This is a genomic window from Streptomyces sp. Inha503, assembly GCF_047215865.1.
In the GTDB taxonomy this organism is placed as follows: Bacteria; Actinomycetota; Actinomycetes; order Streptomycetales; family Streptomycetaceae; genus Streptomyces; species Streptomyces lycopersici.
Genome location: NZ_CP178360.1, coordinates 1,469,447 through 1,488,543, shown reverse-complemented (window position 1 = coordinate 1,488,543; position 19,097 = coordinate 1,469,447). Strand labels below are relative to the sequence as shown.

The 19,097-nt window shown below is 71.1% G+C and carries 20 protein-coding genes and 1 pseudogene; 7 read left to right on the top strand and 14 right to left on the bottom strand.

What is annotated here, in order from left to right; translation table 11 throughout:
• Positions 1–82: 82 nt before the first annotated feature.
• Both ACJX2R_RS06235 and ACJX2R_RS06230 read right to left on the bottom strand, forming a co-directional pair.
• Complete coding sequence (locus tag ACJX2R_RS06235; RefSeq protein WP_413099169.1) at positions 83–1,249, bottom strand: carboxylesterase family protein; 1,167 nt, start codon at positions 1,247–1,249, stop codon at positions 83–85.
• Complete coding sequence (locus ACJX2R_RS06230) at positions 1,240–2,136, bottom strand: MBL fold metallo-hydrolase (protein WP_413099168.1); 897 nt, start codon at positions 2,134–2,136, stop codon at positions 1,240–1,242. Before ACJX2R_RS06230 ends, ACJX2R_RS06235 begins: the two co-directional genes overlap by 10 nt.
• A gap of 72 nt (positions 2,137–2,208) precedes the next feature.
• On the opposite strand from ACJX2R_RS06230, the gene ACJX2R_RS06225 reads away from it, so the two are divergent.
• Positions 2,209–4,938 carry a helix-turn-helix transcriptional regulator gene (locus ACJX2R_RS06225; RefSeq protein ID WP_413099167.1) on the top strand — a complete coding sequence of 910 codons (2,730 nt, stop codon included), beginning with the start codon at positions 2,209–2,211 and terminating at the stop codon, positions 4,936–4,938.
• Between the two features lie 31 nt (positions 4,939–4,969).
• Here ACJX2R_RS06225 and ACJX2R_RS06220 read toward each other — a convergent pair.
• Positions 4,970–5,698 (bottom strand): annotated as a pseudogene (locus ACJX2R_RS06220) (sensor histidine kinase); the annotation flags it as partial.
• A 238-nt stretch (positions 5,699–5,936) separates the two neighbouring features.
• Here ACJX2R_RS06220 and ACJX2R_RS06215 point away from each other — a divergent pair.
• Complete coding sequence (locus ACJX2R_RS06215) at positions 5,937–6,374, top strand: TIGR03618 family F420-dependent PPOX class oxidoreductase (protein WP_413099166.1); 438 nt, start codon at positions 5,937–5,939, stop codon at positions 6,372–6,374.
• A gap of 59 nt (positions 6,375–6,433) precedes the next feature.
• Here the strand turns inward: ACJX2R_RS06215 and ACJX2R_RS06210 are convergent, their stop codons facing one another.
• The 6 genes from ACJX2R_RS06210 to ACJX2R_RS06185 all read right to left on the bottom strand — a co-directional run bounded on the left by ACJX2R_RS06210 (position 6,434) and on the right by ACJX2R_RS06185 (position 11,316).
• Positions 6,434–6,889 (bottom strand): hypothetical protein, encoded by a 456-nt coding sequence (locus tag ACJX2R_RS06210; protein ID WP_413099165.1) that lies wholly within the window; start codon positions 6,887–6,889, stop codon positions 6,434–6,436.
• A 63-nt stretch (positions 6,890–6,952) separates the two neighbouring features.
• Positions 6,953–8,047, bottom strand: a complete 1,095-nt coding sequence (locus ACJX2R_RS06205) for a CapA family protein (protein ID WP_413099164.1) — start codon at positions 8,045–8,047, stop codon at positions 6,953–6,955.
• An 88-nt stretch (positions 8,048–8,135) separates the two neighbouring features.
• On the bottom strand, positions 8,136–8,591 hold the full coding sequence (locus ACJX2R_RS06200) for a PaaI family thioesterase (RefSeq protein ID WP_413099163.1): 456 nt from the start codon (positions 8,589–8,591) through the stop codon (positions 8,136–8,138).
• A 101-nt stretch (positions 8,592–8,692) separates the two neighbouring features.
• A complete protein-coding gene (locus tag ACJX2R_RS06195; protein WP_413099162.1) occupies positions 8,693–9,364 on the bottom strand; it encodes an enoyl-CoA hydratase-related protein in 672 nt (223 codons plus the stop codon).
• Between the two features lie 53 nt (positions 9,365–9,417).
• Positions 9,418–10,047, bottom strand: coding sequence for a TetR/AcrR family transcriptional regulator (locus tag ACJX2R_RS06190; RefSeq protein WP_413099161.1), 630 nt, complete (start codon positions 10,045–10,047; stop codon positions 9,418–9,420).
• A gap of 432 nt (positions 10,048–10,479) precedes the next feature.
• Positions 10,480–11,316: an SDR family NAD(P)-dependent oxidoreductase gene (locus ACJX2R_RS06185; protein ID WP_413099160.1), complete on the bottom strand. Its 837-nt coding sequence runs from the start codon at positions 11,314–11,316 to the stop codon at positions 10,480–10,482.
• A gap of 119 nt (positions 11,317–11,435) precedes the next feature.
• Here ACJX2R_RS06185 and ACJX2R_RS06180 point away from each other — a divergent pair, with 119 nt between their 5' ends.
• The 3 genes from ACJX2R_RS06180 (at position 11,436) to ACJX2R_RS06170 (ending at position 14,201) form a co-directional block, all read left to right on the top strand.
• Positions 11,436–12,074, top strand: a complete 639-nt coding sequence (locus ACJX2R_RS06180) for a TetR/AcrR family transcriptional regulator (RefSeq protein WP_413099159.1) — start codon at positions 11,436–11,438, stop codon at positions 12,072–12,074.
• Between the two features lie 319 nt (positions 12,075–12,393).
• Positions 12,394–13,245 (top strand): hypothetical protein, encoded by an 852-nt coding sequence (locus ACJX2R_RS06175; RefSeq protein WP_413099158.1) that lies wholly within the window; start codon positions 12,394–12,396, stop codon positions 13,243–13,245.
• 95 nt (positions 13,246–13,340) lie between these two features.
• Positions 13,341–14,201, top strand: a complete 861-nt coding sequence (locus tag ACJX2R_RS06170) for a helix-turn-helix domain-containing protein (protein ID WP_413099157.1) — start codon at positions 13,341–13,343, stop codon at positions 14,199–14,201.
• A 52-nt stretch (positions 14,202–14,253) separates the two neighbouring features.
• Here the strand turns inward: ACJX2R_RS06170 and ACJX2R_RS06165 are convergent, their stop codons facing one another.
• The 4 genes from ACJX2R_RS06165 to ACJX2R_RS06150 form a co-directional block, all read right to left on the bottom strand.
• The gene (locus ACJX2R_RS06165) at positions 14,254–15,309 is read right to left on the bottom strand and encodes a lipoyl protein ligase domain-containing protein (protein ID WP_413105779.1); all 1,056 of its coding nucleotides are present in this window, start codon (positions 15,307–15,309) and stop codon (positions 14,254–14,256) included.
• A gap of 113 nt (positions 15,310–15,422) precedes the next feature.
• Positions 15,423–15,890 (bottom strand): DUF2269 family protein, encoded by a 468-nt coding sequence (locus ACJX2R_RS06160; protein ID WP_413099156.1) that lies wholly within the window; start codon positions 15,888–15,890, stop codon positions 15,423–15,425.
• Between the two features lie 213 nt (positions 15,891–16,103).
• Positions 16,104–16,490: a tautomerase family protein gene (locus tag ACJX2R_RS06155; RefSeq protein WP_413099155.1), complete on the bottom strand. Its 387-nt coding sequence runs from the start codon at positions 16,488–16,490 to the stop codon at positions 16,104–16,106.
• Positions 16,491–16,529: 39 nt separating this feature from the next.
• A complete protein-coding gene (locus ACJX2R_RS06150; protein WP_413099154.1) occupies positions 16,530–17,093 on the bottom strand; it encodes a TetR/AcrR family transcriptional regulator in 564 nt (187 codons plus the stop codon).
• Between the two features lie 109 nt (positions 17,094–17,202).
• On the opposite strand from ACJX2R_RS06150, the gene ACJX2R_RS06145 reads away from it, so the two are divergent.
• Positions 17,203–17,763, top strand: a complete 561-nt coding sequence (locus ACJX2R_RS06145) for a GNAT family N-acetyltransferase (RefSeq protein WP_413099153.1) — start codon at positions 17,203–17,205, stop codon at positions 17,761–17,763.
• 29 nt (positions 17,764–17,792) lie between these two features.
• Here the strand turns inward: ACJX2R_RS06145 and ACJX2R_RS06140 are convergent, their stop codons facing one another.
• Complete coding sequence (locus tag ACJX2R_RS06140; protein ID WP_413099152.1) at positions 17,793–18,536, bottom strand: class I SAM-dependent methyltransferase; 744 nt, start codon at positions 18,534–18,536, stop codon at positions 17,793–17,795.
• Between the two features lie 123 nt (positions 18,537–18,659).
• Between ACJX2R_RS06140 and ACJX2R_RS06135 the strand changes: the two genes are divergently transcribed.
• Positions 18,660–19,073: a DUF4186 domain-containing protein gene (locus ACJX2R_RS06135; protein WP_413099151.1), complete on the top strand. Its 414-nt coding sequence runs from the start codon at positions 18,660–18,662 to the stop codon at positions 19,071–19,073.
• The last annotated feature ends 24 nt before the right edge of the window (positions 19,074–19,097 follow it).

Sequence of the window (19,097 nt, the reverse complement as noted above, 5' to 3'; positions counted from 1 at the left end):
GTTCCGGGGCACGACGAGGCGGCCGTGATCCGCGCGCGGAGCGGACACCGATCCGCCGCCACGGCCACCTCGCGGCACCCCGTCAATGGAACCGGTGCGTTCCCGACCAGCCGGGATCCCCGCTCTTGGCGAAGCGCACCCACGCGCCGTGCATCTCCGCGGCCAGCGACGGCGGGATGTCCGGTCCGAGCAGTCCGTTCGCCGTACGGAGCGCGGGCAGATCGGTGGTGTCGAAGACGAACGGGAGCTCCACGGCGTGGCAGGCGCCGAATGGCCCGCCCCGCCAGTCGAAGTCGTAGGTGAACGCCTTGTCGGAGCGGGACACCAGCCGCTCACGGGCGTCGCGGAAGATCGCGTCGATGGCCGCGCTCTGTTCCGGCCGCTGGTACAGCAGCGACTCCTGGGTGTTCGTGCCCACCAGCAGATCCACCGGATGCGGCGGTGGCGTGTCGTCGAGCCCGTCGAGCACCACACCCAGCGGCGACAGCCTCGGCCCCACCCCGGGCACCTCGGCGAGCGCGGACACCAGACGCTCGTCGGGGATGTCGGCGAACGCCTCGACCGTCGCCGGAACGCCCAGCCGGTCCGCCAGGGCCCGGGTCGTCTCCGCCGCCTCGGCGCCGGTCAGGGCGTGGAGCCCACCGCTCTGGCTGATGGCGCCCCGGAACAGCCCGGCCGCCTCGGGCATCACCAGCAACGCGCTGATGATCATTCCTCCGGCCGACTGTCCGAAGGCCGTGACCCGGTCCGGGTCCCCGCCGTAGTCCGCGATGTGCTCACGCACCCAGCGCAGCGCGGCGAGCACGTCCAGCAGGCCCCGGTTGCGCGGGGCGTCCGGCAGATCGAGCCAACCCAGCGCGCCGAGGCGGTAGTTGAGGGTGACCAGGACCACGCCGTCGCGGGCGAAGGACGTCCCGTCGTACACCGGTGCCTGGCCGGTGCCGGAGAGGAACGCGCCGCCGTGCACGAAGACCATCACCGGGGCGTTTCCGTCGGTCCCCGGCGTCCAGACGTTGAGCGTCAGATAGTCCTCGCCACGCACCCAGCCCGGGCCCATCAGCGGGCTCAGGTCCGCCGGGAACCGCCGCTCGGGTGCCGGAGCCGTCGGCCCGGGCCCGTCGGTGCCGGGTGCGGCGGGTACGCCGGGCACGGAGGCCGCTGTGGCGGGTACGGGGGCCGGGGCGGCGAATCGCGCGGCGCCGGTCGGCCCGGCCGCGTACGGGATGTTCCGGAACACACTCATCGCCATGCCGCCCACTCCTTCACCGCGAACCGCTCACCGTCACGCCGCACTTCGGCCGCGCTCGCACCGGGGAAGTGCGCGGGGAACAACAGCGCGCCCTCGTCCGCGGCCTCGCCCAGCACCCGGCGCCGGGAGACCCGCGCCCGGGGCTCGTCCTCGTCGAAACACGGGCAGACGTCCGGCTCCACGATCTGTAGCGGGCTGTGCATCAGATCGCCCACGAAGACCGCCCGATCCGTACCCGACCGCAGCCGCACCACCGACGAGCCGGGGGTGTGGCCGGGGGCGGGCTCGATGCGCAGCTGGGCGTCGACGTCGTAGTGGTCGCCCTCCCACAGCACGGCCTGCCCGGCCCGGTGCACCGGGGCGACGCTGTCCTCGAACACATTCGTCATCCGGGGGCCGGAGCGGGTCCGATGCCCGTTCTCCGGGTTCCAGTAGTCGAAGTCGGCGCGGGGGAGCAGGTACCGCGCGTTGGGGAAGGTCGGCCGCCACTCGCCGTCCGCCCATGAGGTGTTCCAGCCGACGTGGTCCCCGTGCACATGGGTGCAGATCACCAGGTCCACATCGGCCGGGCGGACCCCGGCCGCGGCCAGCTCCCCGAGGTAGTTCGTGTGCAGATGGTGGAAGGGCGGCATCCCCGGCCGCTCCCGGTCGTTGCCGATGCCCGTGTCGATCAGGATCGTCCGGCCCTCGCTGCGGAGCAGCCAGGTCTGGATCATCGTGCGGATCTCATCGGCGGCCGGATCCAGGAATTCGGGGGCCAGCCAGCTTTCGTGCGCGCGCCAGTGCTCCGGGGCCACGTCGGGAAAGACGAAGCCGCGCGGCAGGCCCCTCGGGGCCACCTCCACCACGCGGGTGATCTCGACGTTTCCAAGAGTGATGGTGTCCATGTCTCCAGCCTGCGCGTCGGCGGGCGCCGGCGGTATCGGTCAGATGACTGCACCACGGGCTAGAGTCAAAGGATGACCATGGTCGGGCGGGAGCGTGAGAGTGCGGCCGTACTCGGTCTGACCAGCGGTGTACTGATCCTTACGGGTGAGCCGGGCGCGGGCAAGAGCACGCTGCTCGGCCTCGCGGCGGATCGTCACCGGGGCCGGGTGCTGCGTATGACGGGCAGCGAGAGCGAGGCGAACCTGACGTTCGCGGGGCTGCATCAGCTGCTGCGTCCGGTGCTGGCGGAGACCGGGCGGCTGCCGGGGCGGCAGCGGGCGGCGCTGCTGGGGGCCATGGGGCTGGGGGACGGCTTCGGGGGTGATGGTTCCGGGCAGGCCGAGCCCGGCGACGCCCACCTCGGGGAGGCCGAGCCCGGCGGCGACGACACCGGAGGCGGCGGCCCGCCCGATCGGCTGTTGCTCGGGGTCGCGCTGCTCACGCTGCTGTCGGAGCTCGCCCGGCAGTCGCCCGTCCTCGTGGTCGCCGACGACCTCCAGTGGATCGACGCGGGCTCGCTGGAGCTGATCGCCTTCGCCGCCCGGCGCATCGGCGACGAACCCCTCGCCGTGCTGGCCGGGGCCAGGGACCGGGCGGGTGAGGGCGCCCGGGGCGGGGCCACGGCGCCGTTCTCCGGCTTTCCCCTGCTCAACCTCGATCCGCTGGACGCGACCGCCGCGGGCCTGCTGCTGGACCGGCAGGCGTATCCGCCGACCGGCAGCCGCCGGTTGCGCATCCTCGACCAGGCCGCCGGAAACCCGCTGGCACTGATCGAACTGGCCCGGGCGAACGGCGCCTGCGGCGCGGACTCGGCCGACTCAGCCGACGGGGAGCTCCTGCCGCCCACCGATCGTCTGATGCGGGTCTTCGCCGCCGACCTCGAGACCCTGCCCGAGGCCACCCGGCAGGCACTGCTCCTGGTGGCGGCGGACGACCGGGCGGTGGCGGGCCGGGTCGAGGCGCTGGCCCCGGCCGAGGCCGCCGGACTGCTGCGGATCACCGGCGGTGGCCGCGACGGCTGGCGGGCCCGCTTCCGGCATCCGCTGATCAGGTCCGCCATCTACCACTCCGTACCGCTGGCCGCCCGCCGTCGGGCCCACCGCGACCTCGCCACACTGCTCGGCGCCGAGCCCGACCGCCGGGCCTGGCATCTGGCCGCCGCCGCGGAGGGGCCCGACGAGGAGATCGCCGCCGCGCTGGAGGAGTCGGCGGCCAGGGCCCGGGAGCGTGGCGGATACACCGCCGCCACCACCGCGCTGGAGCGGGCCGCCGAGCTGAGTCCCGGGCGGCGCGACCGCGCCCGCCGCCTGGTGGCCGCGGCGGGCGCCGCGGTGTCCACCGGACAGCCGCACTGGGTGCGCAGGCTCGCCGCGCAGGCCGCCGCGCTCACCGACGACCCGGAGCTGTCGGCCGAGGCGTCCCTGCGCGTGGGCCAGGTGCTCACCCTGAGCACCGAGCACGACACCGCGATGTCCTTGCTGCTGCGGGCGGCGGAGGACCCCAAGCTGCGCCGGGTCGCGCTCTCCTCGGCGTCGGTGGCGGGCTTCTACTCGGGCGACGAGGAATACCGCCACACCGTGAGGGCCCGAGCACACGACGACCCCTGGACGCTCGCGGTGACCGACCCCACCGCGCACCGGTCCGAGCGGGTGGCGGCGATCCCGGCGCTGGTCGAGCGGGCGGGCGGCGACCCCGCCCGGCTCATCTCGCTCGGTGCCATGGCCTGGCTGCTCGACGAGACCGCACTCGCGGTACGGATCTTCGACGACGCCCTCCACCGCTGGCGGCTGGGCGGCTCCCTGCCCATCGGCCTCGGCTGCTCGGCCGGGTGGTCGTACCTGGACCACGGGCGGTGGGCGCAGGCCCGTACCGCCGCCGTGAACACCAACTCCGCGGGCGCCGGGCTGCCGCATCTCGACGCCGCCGCACGGTCGCTCGAGGCCGCCGCGCTCGCGCTGACCGGACGGACCGATGAGGCCCGTACCGCGGGCTCGGCCGCGCTGTCCCTCGTCGACCCGCACCGCAGCCGCGCCGTCGCCGTCCGGGCCCGGTGGGCGCTGGGCATGGCCGCGGTGGCCGACGGCGACCACATCGGCGCGTACGAGCAGTTCCGCCTGCTGTTCACCGCCGACGGCGACCCCGTCCACTACGCGTGCTCCTACCCGGGGGTCGCCGAACTGGCCGCCGCGGCCGTCCGCACCGGCCACGGCGCCGAGGCCGCCGCCATAGTGGAGCGCACCGCCGACCGGCTGGCCGAGGACTCCTCGCCCCGGATGCGCATCCTGATCCACCGCGCCCGCGCACTGCTCGAACCGTCCCTGGCCGAGCCGCACTTCACCGCGGCCCTCGCCGAACCAGCGGGCGGCCAATGGCCGTTCGAACGCGCGCAGATCCTGCTGGACCACGCCGAATGGCTGCGCCGCCGCCACCGCATCACCGAGGCCCGCCACCAGCTGAACACCGCGCTGGAGACCTTCCGCCGCCTCGGCGCCCCCTCCTGGATCGACCGCACCCAGGCCGAACTGCGCGCCGCCGGTGTCGAATCCGCTCCCGCCGGTCCCGACGCCCTCACCTCGCTGTCCCCGCAGCAGCAGCACATCATCCGCCTGGCCGCGCAGGGCCTGAGCAACCGCGAGATCGGCGAACGGCTCTTCCTCTCTCCCCGCACCGTCGGCTCGCACCTCTACCGCAGCTTCCCCAAGCTCGGCGTCACCGCCCGCTCCCAGCTGCGCGACCTGATCGAGGCGTCCGGCCAGTCGTAGTGGCGGTGGCCACGTGTGCTCCCGGCGATCGCCATCGGCAGGGCAGCTCCACGGCGATGACCGTCGGCCCGCCGCGCGGGCTGGTCACCGTCACCGTTCCATCGAGCGCGGCGACACGGCGGCGTATCCCGAGCAGCCCGAGGCCGGCTTCGGCGCCCTGTCCGGGACCACGCCCGGCGCCACCCGCCTCCCCGGCGCCGGGTCCGTCCGTGCCGGACCCGCCGTCGGCGGCCTCGGCGCCGCCTCGTCCCTCGTCGCGCACCGAGACACACAACCCGCCCGGGGTACGGGCCAGCCGGATCTCGGCCCGGTCGGAGCCGCTGTGCCCGGCCACGTTCGCCAGCGCCTCCGCCACTACGAAGTACGCGGCCGCCTCGACCGCCGCCGGTGCCCGCGCCCCGTCCTCCAGACCGTCCACCCGGACGGTGACATCGAGCCCGCTGCTCGCCGCGAGCGCCCGTACCGCCCCGGCCGGACCACGGTCGGTGAGGACCGGCGGATGCATGCCGCGCACCACATGGCGCAGCTCCGCCAGCGCCTCGTCGGCCAGGTCCTGCGCATCGTCCAGCATCCTGCGGGCCGCCGTCGGATCCCGGTCGTACGCCCGCTTGGCCAGTCCGATCCGCAGGGAGAGGGAGACCAGCCGCGCCTGGGTGCCGTCGTGCAACTCCCGCTCGATACGCCGTAGTTCGGCACCGTGAGCGGCGATGGCGCCCGCCCGGGTCTCCACCAGCTCCTCCACCCGCCGGGCCAGCCGGGCCGTGGCCCGCGCCGCGTGCCGCATTCGCCTACCCATGCCGACGAGGCTAGAAGACCGGGCGGACTCACGCGGGAGAGCGAGCCGCCCCTTCGACGGTGGAGCCCGCTACACCCCCATGCCCCTGCCCGGGACTCACCGGCATGCCCCGCCCTGGAGTCACCGGCATGGACGCATCGGAGTGCGGGTACGGGCCGGGGGAGTCATGGTGGAGGAACCGGTCCGCCCAGAAAGGCACCCGATGACGGATCTTCACGAAGTGGACCGCATCGCCGCGGCCGACCACCACTTGGCGGTCGTGTCGACGACGCGCGCCGACGGCTCGGTCCAGGCATCCGTGGTCAACGCCGGGATCGTCGGCCATCCGGCCTCCGGTGACCAGGTGGTCGCCTTCGTCACCTACGGTCCCGCCAAACTCGCCCATCTGCGGGCGCGGCCGCGGGCCACCCTGGTCTTCCGCGCCGGATGGAACTGGGCCGCAGTCGAGGGCCGCACCGAGATCGCGGGGCCCGACGACCCGTTCCCCGGGATCGACCCGGAGCGGCTGCGGCTGCTGCTGCGCGAGATCTTCACCGCCGCGGGCGGCAGCCACGACGACTGGGCGGCCTACGACCGTGTGATGGCCGAGCAGCGCCGCGCCGCGGTCTTCGTCCACCCCGAGCGCGTCTACAGCAACTGACCCCGTGGCGGCGCCGGGGCCACGGGACGGCCCCGGCGCCACCGCGCGGTGGTGGCTGGTCAGAGCGGGTCGAGGTACGAGCCCCACGTGAAGATGGCGGACTGCGTCAGTCGTTCGTCGTCCTTGAGCCTGATCGTCTGCCAGTCGGAGTTGTCGGGGTTCAGCGATGTCTCCTGACGATAGAAGCCATCATCCGGAATGAGGCAGTCCTCCCAGGTGTACCAGCCCGCGCCGAGGTACACGTTCGAGCGTTTCGCATCGCCCAGAACCTGGTTCCAGTCGTAGTTGCCGGCTGCCAGCTCGATGCGGCGGTCGATGCACACCTTGTCCATGATGGGTGTGGGGTGGGCGTCCAGGAACTGTTCCCTGGTGTTGAAGGCCGTCGGGTTGTCCTGGGCGGCCGCCGAAGCGGGGCTCTGCGCGCTGAGGACGGCCACGCCGAGCAGGGCCGTGAGAGCCAGAGTGATGCGCGAAATGCGTGCCACGATCGTCTCCTCTCCGATGGGATCGGGCATCCAGGTTGAGTCACCCCGGTGGGGACCCGTCCCGTGGCCACCGTCATCCCGGCATCGGCCTGGTCAGAATTGGACGCGGCCGTCCCCGTCGACCCTCGTCGCGGGGGACAGCTCCTGGGAGACCTCTTCGACCTGCCGCAGGATCCGCCGCGCCGTCGAGGCCGGGGGAATCACCGGCTCGCCGTCGGCGGTGAGCTCGACCGGATGAAGACGCAGCCGGGGCGGGCCGTCCCCCAGGGCCACCTCGAACACCGCGCTCTCGAACCACGGCCGGTCGGACATCCGCTCCTTGTAGCGGGTAGGCGGGCGCCGGTCGGCGGGAGCCACCTCCTCGCAGGGATGGAACAGGAAGTTTCCGGTCGAGTAGAGGATGAGTCCGTCCCCGTACCGCTCGACCGGGTGGAGGCAGTGCGGATGGTGTCCGATCACCAGATCCGCCCCGGCGTCGACAAGCCGCCGCCCCAGCGGCCGCTGGTACTCCGCCAACGGCCCCTGGTTGCTGGGCAGATAGCACCAGGGAACGCCCCAGTGCACCGCCACCACCACCGTGGCGGCCAGCTCCTTGGCCCGCCGGACCGCCTCCTCGGCGCGCACCACATCGGCCTCGCGCGCCCTGGTGCGGACATACGGCACGGTCCCGGGCTGCTCCTCGATCAGCACACCGTCGAACTCATAGGCCTGCTCGACCCGCACCGGCGCGATCCCGGGCCGGTGCGAGGTGGCGTTGAAGCCCGGCGGCAGGGCACAGCACAGGCTCAGAAAGGCCACCTCGGCGCGGCCCCGGCCGGAGAGCCGTACGGCGCGCGATGCCTCGTCGAGGTTCTCCCCGGCCCCGGCGTGGGCGACACCCACCTCGTCCAGAGCCGCCCTGGTGCTGCGCAGACCGTCGATGCCGTAGTCGAGTGCGTGGTTGGTGGCCAGCGAACAGGCGTCGAAGCCGAGCCGGGCCAGCTCGGGGGCCATTTCGCTGCCCACGCGGAAGGCGACCGGCTTCTCGGCCGGGTAGCCGGTGTCGGTCAGCGGGACCTCGAGGTTGCCGATCGTCAGATCGGCGTCCCGCAGCAGCGGCAGCGCCGAGGTGCCGGCGGAGAGGTCCCCGTCGAGAGCCACGGCCGGTCTACGGGCGACCACCACGTCCCCCACGGCGATCAGCTTCATCTGCCACTCCTCCCGCTCGGGCCGGTCCGCGACGGGATCAGGCTACGCGGGAGGCCGGGAGCGGTCGGCCGGGTGTCGGCCGGGCCGGTCAGCCGTCCGCGCGGAGGATCATGCAGGTGGTGGTCGCGTGGGCGATCAACTTCCCTTGTTCGTCCAGCACCTTGCCCTCGGCGGTGGCGGTGCGGCGACCGGCGTGCAGGACGGTGCCTTCGGCGCTGAGGGTCTGCCCGTCGGTGCGGGCGGCGCGGATGTAGTTCACCTTGAGCTCCAGGGTGGTGTAGCCCACCCCGGCGGGGAGAGTGGTGTGAACGGCGCAGCCCATGGCCGAGTCGAGCAGGGTGGCGGCGATGCCGCCGTGGACGGTGCCGAGGGGGTTGGCGAAGTCGGGGCGGGTGTCGAGGGAGACGACGACGCGTCCGGGATCGACCTCGTCGAAGCGCATACCGAGGAGCCGACCGATGGTGGGAACGTCGGTGGGACGCTCTGACTGCACCCATCGGATGAGGTCGAGGCCGGAGAGGGCGGTGGGATCGGTGGTGGTCACAGGCGTTCCTTGCGGTCGTGGTGGCCCGCGCCGTTCGGGATGGGTACGGCGCGGGAGCCGGTGGGGCAGGCGGCCAAGAGGTTGTCAGCCATGGGGGTTGGTCAGCCGAGGGGGTTGTCCTTCGCACTCAGGGCGGCCAGTACGGGGGCGTACATCCGGGCCTTGATGGTGCCGAGGGTGTCACCGGCCTTGCCCGCCTGCGCCGCCGCGAGCTCGACGGCGGTCGAACGGACGGAGGCCTCCGCCGCCGTGTGGTCGACGATCCCGGCGGCGAGCGCGTCGTGGCCGCCGTAACGACGAGCGGTGACCATGGCCTCGTGGGCGGTGCGCGGGTTCAGCCGGCCCTGGATGAGGGCGGACATGCCCGGGGTGAAGGGGATGTTGATGTCCGCCTCGGGCAGACACCAGAAGCCACGGTCGGCGCGCATCACCCGGACGTCATGGGCTAGGGAGAACATCGCGCCCGCCGCGAAGGTGTGCCCCTGCAACGCGGCCACGGTCACGAGCGGCAGCGACAGCATCCGGGCCAGGAGTCCGTGGACGGAGGTGACATAGTCCTGGTGCTGGTCGGCGTGTGCCAACAGCCAGTCCAGGTCCAGACCGTTGGAGTAGAACTTGCCGGTGGCGGCCGTCACCAGGGCGCGCGCTCCCTCGGCCTTCTCCACCTCGTCCAGGGCGCCGTCGACGGCGGCGAGCCAGTCGGGGTGGAAACGGTTCTCGCCGTCCCCGAGATCGAGCACGAAGACGTTGTCCTGGCGGTCCAGCGTGGGCATGGCTGCTCCTTCACGGCGGTGGTTCACCACGGCTTCACGGTGGTGGCGTGGTTTCACGGTGGTGGCGCGTCGCGGTCGCGAGCGGGGTCCGCCGACGAGCCGGCGGTACGCAGAGCGTGGGCCAGCAGGTCGTGGATCTCGGCGGCGGCCGCCTCCAGCGGGGCGGTGCTCCGCTCGGCCCGGCACATGATGACGGCGCCCTCCACCGCGGCGATGATGAACGCGGCCAGCCGCCTTCCCCGCTCCTCCGACAGACCGTGCCGGACGAGCAGGGCGGCCAGCGCCTCCTGCCAGCGGGTGAACGCGGCGGCCGCGGAGCGGGCGAGTTGCGGGGCGTCGTCGTTGGTCTCGACGGCCACCGCCACGATGGGGCAGCCGGTCCGGAAGTCGCCTTCGACGAGCCGTGCGCGCCACAGTGTGAAGAAGGCGTCGACCGCCTCCACCGGGTCATCGGCCCGCACGCCGGTCTCGATCAGCCCGGCGATGAAGTCACCGGCGAGCGCCACCGCCTCATCAATCAACTGCGCCCGCCCGCCCGGGAAGTGGTGGTAGACCGAGCCACGCGGGGCCCCGCTGTGTGCGAGCACCCGGTCGATGCTCGTGGCGCTCGCGCCGTACTCACGCAGCAGTGCCGCGGCGCTCAGCACCATCCGCTGACGGCTGTCGCTCTTGCGCCGGACCATGCCGCCCACCACCTCCCTTACGTGTGGGTAACTTATGCTCCATGACATAGAACATGCAAGAGCCATCGGCGAATGCGCCTGGTCACCGACCGTTGTCAGAGGGCGTCGCTAGGGTCGTCCCCACACCCACCCGATCAGTGGAGAAGGATCATGTTCGAAGAGCGGCTCGCGCAGTGGGAGGCCCGCACCGACTTCAGTGAACTTCTCGGCATGACGTTCCTCGAACCCGGGCAGCTCAGCCCGCTGCTGGACGTCAGCTACCTCAGCGAAGCCGAACTCGCCGACCCCGAGATTGGGGCAGCACCCTGGCCGAGGCGTGCGCCGCCGGCCAGGTCCGCCACGACCCCGACCGGCGGATCGCATCGACGCCGAGCGTGTGAAACGGGGTCTCGCCTGAGTCCCGGCGCGGAGCGGATCGCCAGGGGCGCGTCCTCACACCGCGTCGACCAGCTCCTGGGTGAGACGGTGCAAGCGCAGTGCCGCTTCTCGGTCGAACGTACGGCCGCTGAGCGGCACTCGGCGTGTGGTGCGGTACGCGCTGACGGGGGCGTCCGGCGGTTCGTCGAGGAGACGTGTCATCGGGGCGACGGCCTTCGGCACGGAGGCCGCGAGCAGGGCGAAGGACGCCTTGGTGACGGCACGCAGCGGCTGCGGAAGGTGGTTGGGCATACCGGTTGACACCACGCCGGGGTTGTAGCCGATGTAGCGGATGGGCGTATCGGCATGGAGGGCGGCGAAGGCCACGCCGAGCAGGTCGTTGGCGCGGAAGGACTGCAATGTGGCCCTGGTGCCGCTGTAGCGCCGCGCCAGTTGCGGGTCGTCCCAGTGGATCCGGCCCAGGGGGACGCCGGGGGTACCGACATTCATGATGACCGGCTGCCGCGAGGACTCCAGGGCTTTGCGCAGGCCGTGGCTGAGGACGTATCGGCTCAGATAGGCAAGGGCGAAGCTGTGCTCGAACCCTTCGCGGGTGACGGTGCGGGAGCCGAAGAGCCGGTACCGCTGAGCACACAGGATGAGCTTGTCCACCGAGGAACAGGTGCTCTCGATCGTGGCGATGAGTTCTTTGGCCGCCGTGACCGAGGTCAGATCGGTCTCCACGAAGACGGCGCGCCCGTCAGTCGAGGCGGCCGCCGCTTCCGCCAGCAGCGCCTCTCCCTTCGCGGGGGTGCTGCCGACCGCGAGGACGCGCGCTCCCTGGCGCAGGTAGTGCAGAGCGAGCCCTTTGCCGAGTCCATCGGTTCCTCCGGTGATGACGACGGTCTGCATCCCTGACTCTCCTCCCCGTCACCCAAGATGCGGATAAGGGATATCCGCTTACGCGAGGACCGTACCATGAAGCGGATATGATGTATCCGCATCGTGGGCGCGTCGGCGGGAGAGTCTCCATGAGTAGGAAAGAGGCAGGCCAGGACCCTGCGGCAGCAGCGGCGCGGCCACTGCGACGGGACGCCGAACTCAACCGTCGGCGCATCCTCCAAGCCGGACGCGAGGTCTTCGCTGCCCGCGGACTTCAGGCCACGCTCAACGACGTCGCGCACCATGCCGGGCTCGGCGTCGGCACGGTCTACCGGAAATTCCCCGACAAACAGGCGCTCGCGGAGGCCGTCTTCTCCGAAGAGCTCAACCAGATCGCGGCGGCGGCACACAAAGCCCTGGCCGAGGACGACGCCTTCGGCGCCCTGGCCGACTTCCTGGAGAAGGCACTGGAGCGGGCCGCGCACAACCGTGGACTGCGCGAGTTGATGCGCCACCACACCTTCGAGGACACGGCCCTCGCCCAGGCGCGACGGGAGATCACCACCCACTGCGAGGGTCTCGTGGGCCGGGCCCGTGCTCAGGGCGCACTGCGCGAGGGCGTCACCGAGGCCGATATCGCGCCGATCGCCGCGATGATCGACGCCGTCATGGGGCTTCCCGGTGAACGCCCCTCCGAGTCGTGGCGACGCTATTTGGCGATCATCCTCGACGGGCTCCGCGCCCATCCGGAACACACACCGCTGCCCGCCCCCGGTGACGCCCTCTGACCGCATCATGGTCCTGATCATGGTCCTGCGGTTCCAGAGATGAGCAGGGTACTGGTTGGGCTGCGCGGATGCGCTGATGCTTCTTCCCGCAGGCCAGTCTGTGGTTGCCCGGGAGATCCGGGGGAGCATCCGTCGTTCCCCCTCAACCCCGTTCGCCGTAGCGGCCTGATTGCCATGAAGCGCATCACTTCTGGAGACGATCATGCCGAAACACCTTGTCCTCCGCCTGACGGCGACCACCGCCGGCGCGGTGATCGGACTCACCGGGGTCTCGTCAACAGCCGGAGCGGCCGCACCGCCCCTCTCGCACCCGCGGATCGTGGCCCACTTCGACCGTCCGGCCGGGCAGGTGGCGGAGAGCGTCATCGTGCGGCCGGACGGGTCGGCGGACGTCGGCCTCATCCTGTCGCGGCAGGTGGCTCACGTCACGCTTGGCGGACGTGTTGAGGTACTGGCGACCATGCCTCTCCCCGCGGACGGGGGCGTGAACACCCCCGCGACCGGGTTCGCTGCCGTGACGGGGGTCGAACGAACTGGAGATGGAACCGTCTACTTCCTCTACTCGGCAGGGGACGAACACCTCACCGGTCTATGGAAACTGCGCCCGGGAGGCAAGCCGGAACGCGTCGCCGCTCTTCCGGCCGCGAGCTTCCTCAATGGACTCGCCAGGGACGGCCGTACGGGGAACTTCTACATCACCGACTCCACACAGGGCAGAATATGGCAGGTCGGATCGCACGGCGGAACTGCCAAACTCTGGGCCGCGGGAGAGGATCTCGCCCCGGTCAACTTCTTCGGCGCCAATGGCGTGAAGGTGCACAACGGAGCCGTATGGGTCTCCAACATCGACCGGGGAACGATCCTTCGCATACCGCTGACGGACAAGGGAACAGCTGGTCCACATCGGGTCAAGGCATCCGGACTCGACAGCGTCGATGATTTCGCCTTCACCGGTCGCGGCGATCAACTGCTGGCCGCACTCAATGTCCCGAGTAAGGTGGTCCTGATTACCCCGGGCAAAGCTGACCGTATCGTCCTCGATGAGAGCGATGGTCTACAGAACACCACATCAGTGGCGGTCGATGGCGATACGGTCTATGTCGCCAGCGGTGCGCTCACCACGGGCGGGGACGCGAACCTCCTGACGGCCCATCTCGATCACCTCGGCTGAGGCGGCAGCGGGTTCGCCCAGCGGATCTGTCGTCCGATTTATCCCAGGAATGGCAGTACCATGCTATCGACCGCCGGGTCGGGGACAATGGGGACATGAGTCGTCCAGAGAACTCGCTGGGCAACACGCTGCGTGCATGGCGTGCCCGGATCACGACTGAAGACGTTGGACTGCCGGCCACTCGACGGCGGCGCACGGTTGGCTTGCGCCGCGAAGAACTCGCTCTTCTGGCCGGAATATCCACGGACTACCTGCTACGGCTTGAACAGGGCAGGGCCCTGCGCCCATCTCGGGACGTCGTGGCCTCACTTGCCCGCGCGCTGCGACTGAGTACGAATGAAACCTGCCACTTGCACCTGGTGGCCGGACTTCTTCCGCCGACGCCCAAAAACATCCCGCATCAGATGCCGCCTGGTGTGCAACGGCTCGTCAGCCGCTGGGGGAACATTCCGGTGGGAGTGTTCTCCGCCTCATGGACCTTGCTGACATGGACATCCATGTGGGCGGCCTTGCTGGGTGACCCGTCCCTTCGACCGCCAGAAGAACGAAACCTGGTACGCGCGGCGTTCAAGGAGCCGCCAGGCACGGGTCATCCGCTCTTTCCCATGGAGCAGAGCGTCACCGAATTCAAAGCCGCTCTCGTCGCGGACCTCCGGATCACGCGCGGAGCATATCCTCATGACGAGGAATTGAGAATTCTGATTGATGAGACCATGAGCAACAGCGAAGAGTTCCGAGGCATGTGGAACACTCCGGCGCTCGGCTCACGCCTGGGTGGCCACAAACGCCTGACGCATCCTCTGGTAGGGGAAATAAGCCTCGACAACGATGTACTCAAGGTGCCCGACCACGATGTGAGGATCGTGACCTATACGGCGGAGCCGGGCACTTCGGATGAGGAAAAACTGGAGTACTTGCGTGTTGCCGCCGCCACCCGGACCGCGCTGCCACTGTAGAACGGGGTCTGGCGCGCCGCACCGGGTCTGGCGCGCCGCACCGGGGTGGCCGCTATGGCACCCGCGCTGTCCACCCTTCGTCGCTGTATTTCACGAGAGCGAGTTCTTCGGCGCGTGCCATCTCCTCTTCGGTGATATGCCCCTGAGTGAGGCCGTAGCGGGCGCGGAAGGAGCCGAGCATGCGGTCGATGATCTCGCCTCGGGGCAGGCCGGTCTGGCGGCGCAGCGGATCGACGCGCTTCTTGGCGCTCGCGGTGCCCTTGTCGGACAGCTTCTCCTTGCCGATGCGCAGCACATCGAGCATCTTGTCGGCGTCGATGTCGTACGCCATCGTCACGTGGTGCAGTACCGCGCCGTCACCACTGGCAAGACGCTTCTGCGCGGCACCGGCGATCTTGCCTTCCGCGGAGGCGATGTCATTGAGGGGCTGGTACCAGGCCTTGATGCCCATGTCGCCGAGCGCGGCCAGAACCCAGTCGTCGAGGTAGGCGTAGGAATCGGCGAACGACAGTCCGGAGACGAGAGAGGCCGGTACCGAAAGGGAGTAGGTGATGGTGTTCTCGGCCTCCACGAACATGGCTCCGCCACCGGAGACGCGCCGCACCACCGTGACTCCGTGGCGAGCCGCGCCCGCGGGGTCCACTTCGTTGCGGAGGGACTGGAAGCTGCCGATGATGACGGCCGGGCGGCCCCACTCCCACACCCGAAGCGTGGGCGGCCGCCGTCCGGTGGCGACCTCGTCGGTCAGCACCTCGTCCAGGGCCATGTGCAGCGCCGGGTCCTGCGGCCCCTCGTGGATCAGCTGCCAGTCGTAGTCCGTCCAGTCGGTGGCACGGGCCAGCGCCCGCCGCACCGCGATGCCCACGGCCTCGGGGGAGAAGCCGAACATCACGGTGTCGGCCGGCAGCCCCGCCCTGACGCGGGCGGCGAGCGCCTGTGCGTCCGCGTCGGCGGGCGCGCCCTCCAGGGCGCGGTCGATGGCGTGCAGCGCCTCGTCCGGTTCCAGGAAGAAGTCGCCCGCCACCCGCACCCCGCGCAGCGCGCCGTCGTGGACCTCCAGATCCACGACGACCAGCTTGCCGCCCGGCACCTTGTACTCACCGTGCATGTCCCGCACCGCCTCCTGTTTCCGTCCCGGCGCTCCCGATCATTATCCCGCGCCCATGGCCGGATCCCGAGCGGTGACCGGCTTCGGGCCACCGCGCGGGAGACGGGGCGGGGTCAGGCTCCGGTGGTCGAGCCCGGGCGGACGATCATGAGGATGGTCACCGTCGCCCACAGCAGGTTGAACACGCCCGTGAACATGGCCAGTTGGGCGGTGTCGGACCGTTCCAGGGCCTTGCTCGCCCCGAGGCCGTCGATGAGTTCGCCCTGTCGGGGCAGGACGAAGGCGACCAGGACCCCGGCGGCCGCGGCCGTCAGGGCGATGGACGCGGTGAGCCAGCCGCTGTCGAGGACGCCCATCACGGCGGCCGTGGCGAAGCCGAAGACGGGCACGGCCAGGCCCATAGTGGCGTAGACACGGCAGATGCGGTGCAGCAGCCGGACCGTGCCCAGGTCCGCCTCGCCTTCGGCGGCGGCCGCGTGGGCGTTGCGGGCCGCGGGCGGGAACATGCTGGCGGCGACGGTGACGGGGCCGATCGCGACAATGGCGGCGAGGACGTGCAGGGAGAGCAGGATCTTGGTCATCGGGTGGCGTCCGGCTCCCTTTCGAACGTGGCAGGCACCAGCGTCTCCTTCCGAGCGTGGGGCGGGTGGTGCCCGCCCACGCTAGGGAGCCGGGAGAAGATCACCCAGGGGCTGAAATGACAGAAGTCAACGGATTCTCGCCATGCCGGGCCCGATGGCGACGTCCCGACACCCCGACGTCCGAACGTCCCGACACCCCGACGTATCGACGCCTCATCCATCGACGTACTGCGCCACCCCGTGTCCGAACGACCAGTCGGCCGACTCGTTCTCGGTCAGGGTGATGAACACGTTCCGCGGCTCGGTCCCCGCGTACTCCTCGGCGAGTTCGGCGATCCGCCGGTACAGCGCCTGCTTCTGTGCCGGTGTGCGCCCCGAGCGCATCGTGAGGGCGACGTAGACGATGCCGTCGTCACGCGGCACCCCGAGGTAGTCGTCGTAGCGCAGCATGCCGCTGGTGCCGTCATGGCTGGTCAGAACCTGGAACCGGTCGTTGGGCGGAAAGCCGATGGCTTCCACCAGCGCGTCGTGCACGGCGCGGCCGAGCGCGTCGAGCCGGTCGGGGTCGGCCCGCAGTGCGTCAATGCGAACGAAGGGCATGTCGGGGGCTCTCTTTCGGGGCAGGGGAAGGTCGCGGGCTCAGCGGACATGGGCGGTGAGCAGGCCGAGCGCCCCGTCCATCGTCCGGGCGTACACCTCGGCCGAGTCGGCGGCGCGGGCCAGCACATAGCCGCCCTGCAACACCGCGACCAGCGCGGTGGCCGTGGCCACCGGGTCGAGCCCGGTCGCGAGCTCGCCGCGCGCCCGGCCCTCCGCGAGCAGCCCGGCCAGCCGGTCGGTGAGCCAGCCGAAGGTCTCCTCGACCGGTCGGCGCAGCTCCGGATCCGCCATCACATCGGGGTCCTGGGTGAGACGGCCGACCGGACACCCCTTCAGGGCGTCCCGCTCCCGCCGCAGATAGGCGGTGATCCGCTCGACCACGGTGCCGGGACCGCCGAATTCGGCCTCCGCCCGGCCCCTCAGCTCCTCGGCGCTGCGGCTGATCGCGGCGAGCGCCAGGTCCGGCTTGCCGCGGAAGTGGTGGTACATGCTGCCCTGGCCCGCTCCGGAGCGCTCCTGGATCGCCTTGGGGCTCGTGCCCACGTAGCCGCGCTCCCACAGCAGCTCGCGGGTGCTCGCGATGAGTCGTTCCCGGGTGTCCATGGATACGACCCTACATACTAGTAGGTACAAAAGGAAACGCGCGGACGACCCCCCGGTGAGAGGATCACCCCCGTACTGCGCGCGCTGGTTCGGACGGTGGAAGGTGACGATGTACGCGATACCCCTGGGCGAGGACGGCGCGGAGCTGCGCCCGCTGGAGCCGTGGCAGGCCGAGGAGTTCCTTGCCCATATGGACCGGGGGCGGGAGTTCATCGGGCGGTACATCGCGCTGGCGGACGCCGCGGCCGACCTGGAGTCGGCCCGGGCGTTCCTCCAGGGGTACGCGGACAAGGCGGCGACCGACACCGGGCGGATCCACGGCATCTGGACGGACGGCAAGCTGGTCGGCGGGGTCCTCTTCCGCACGATGGACGTCAATCAGCGCACCGCGGAGGCGGGTTGCTGGCTGGAGCCGTCGGCGGTGGGCAAGGGGCTGGTGACCCGCGCCACGCGCGTGATCATCGACTGGGCCGTCGAGGAGCGGGGCATCCACCGAGTGGAGTGGTGGGCGGCGGCCGCGAACGAGGCCAGCATCGCCGTGGCCCGGCGGCTGGGGATGACCAGGGACGGTGTGCTGCGGGAGGGCCGTCTGCACCGGGGCAAGCGGTATGACATGGAGATCTGGTCGGTGCTCGCCCCGGAGTGGCGGGCGGTCCGGCGGCCCTCCTGAACCCGGGCTGACGGCCGTGCGCGACATGGTCAGTGGCGGCGGGCCACGGTGATGATCTCCGGACTGGAGTCCGTCAGCGGCCCCCGGTCCCAGTCCCCGTACTGCTCCGCCACAGCCAGCCCCGCCCCGTCCAGGAACCCCGCCAGCGCGTCCTGGCCGAGGAACCGCAGGGTGCTGCGGCTCAGCAGGGGCTGCTCCCAGCCCGGGCCGCTGTAGGTGTGCGTGGCCGCCACGAGATCGCCCCGCACCGGCTTCTCCACCTCGCACACACAGCGCACCACGGCCCCGGTGGCGTCCACCACCTCACCCGAGTACCGCACGTCCCAGTCCTCCCACTCCCGCACCAGCGGATTGCGGGTCTCGAACACGAAGCGGCCATCGTCGGTCAGCGCCGTTGCGATCGCGGCCAGCGCACCGCGCAACTCCTCGTCCCCGAGCAGCGTCTGGAAGGCGTGGCCAGTCATCACGACGAGGTCGAACTCACGGTGCCACCCCGGCGCCGAGGCCAGGTCGCCGAGCACCCACTCCACATCCGCGCGCTCCCGCGCCACCTCCAGCATCCCCACCGCGGGGTCCAGCCCGCACAGCCGCCCCTCGTGCCCGTCCTCCCGCGCCCCGCGCAACAGCGCGCCCGTGCCGCACCCCACGTCCAGGACGGAGCGGGCGGACATCACCAGGGGCAGATAGAACCTGAAGTCCCCGCGGTCGTCCCAGGGGCAGAACAGGTCGTACAGCGCGGCCAGCCGGCGATCGGAGAACTGCGTGTCCACCATGGCCGTCACAGTGCCCCTGGGGGTGGGGGCGCGCAAGGCGCGGCCCCGGCTGACGGTGCCTCGGGTCAGCCGTCATACGATCGAGAGGGGCCTTTGTCGTCCCCGAGTCTCCGGGAGCCTTCGATGTCCGACCCGACGCCCAATCCGTCCGGTCCGAGCCCCGAATCGCTCGACCAGCGGCTGGCCGCCATCGCGCGTCATCCGTTCCGTGCGAAGTTCCATCTGCGCGGTCGCGATCGGGTCACGGCCGAGCTGAGCGGGCCGTCGGCGTTGCGCTGGCGCGCCTACGACTTGATCGCCAAGCGGCTGGCCCCCGCCGAGCCGTACAAGGACGGCAAGCAGACGCCCTATCGCGGCCGCCCCGTGTTCGTCGCCCAGCACGCGACCGCCACTTGCTGCCGTACCTGTCTCGAGCGCTGGCACGAGATCCCCAGGGGACGTGAGCTGAGTCGGGCGGAACGGACCTATGTGGTCGATGTGATCTGCCGTTGGATCGAGCGCGAGGTGGCGGAGGCGCGGACCAGGCCAGGTCCATAAGGTTTTTTGTCATCGACCGAGCCG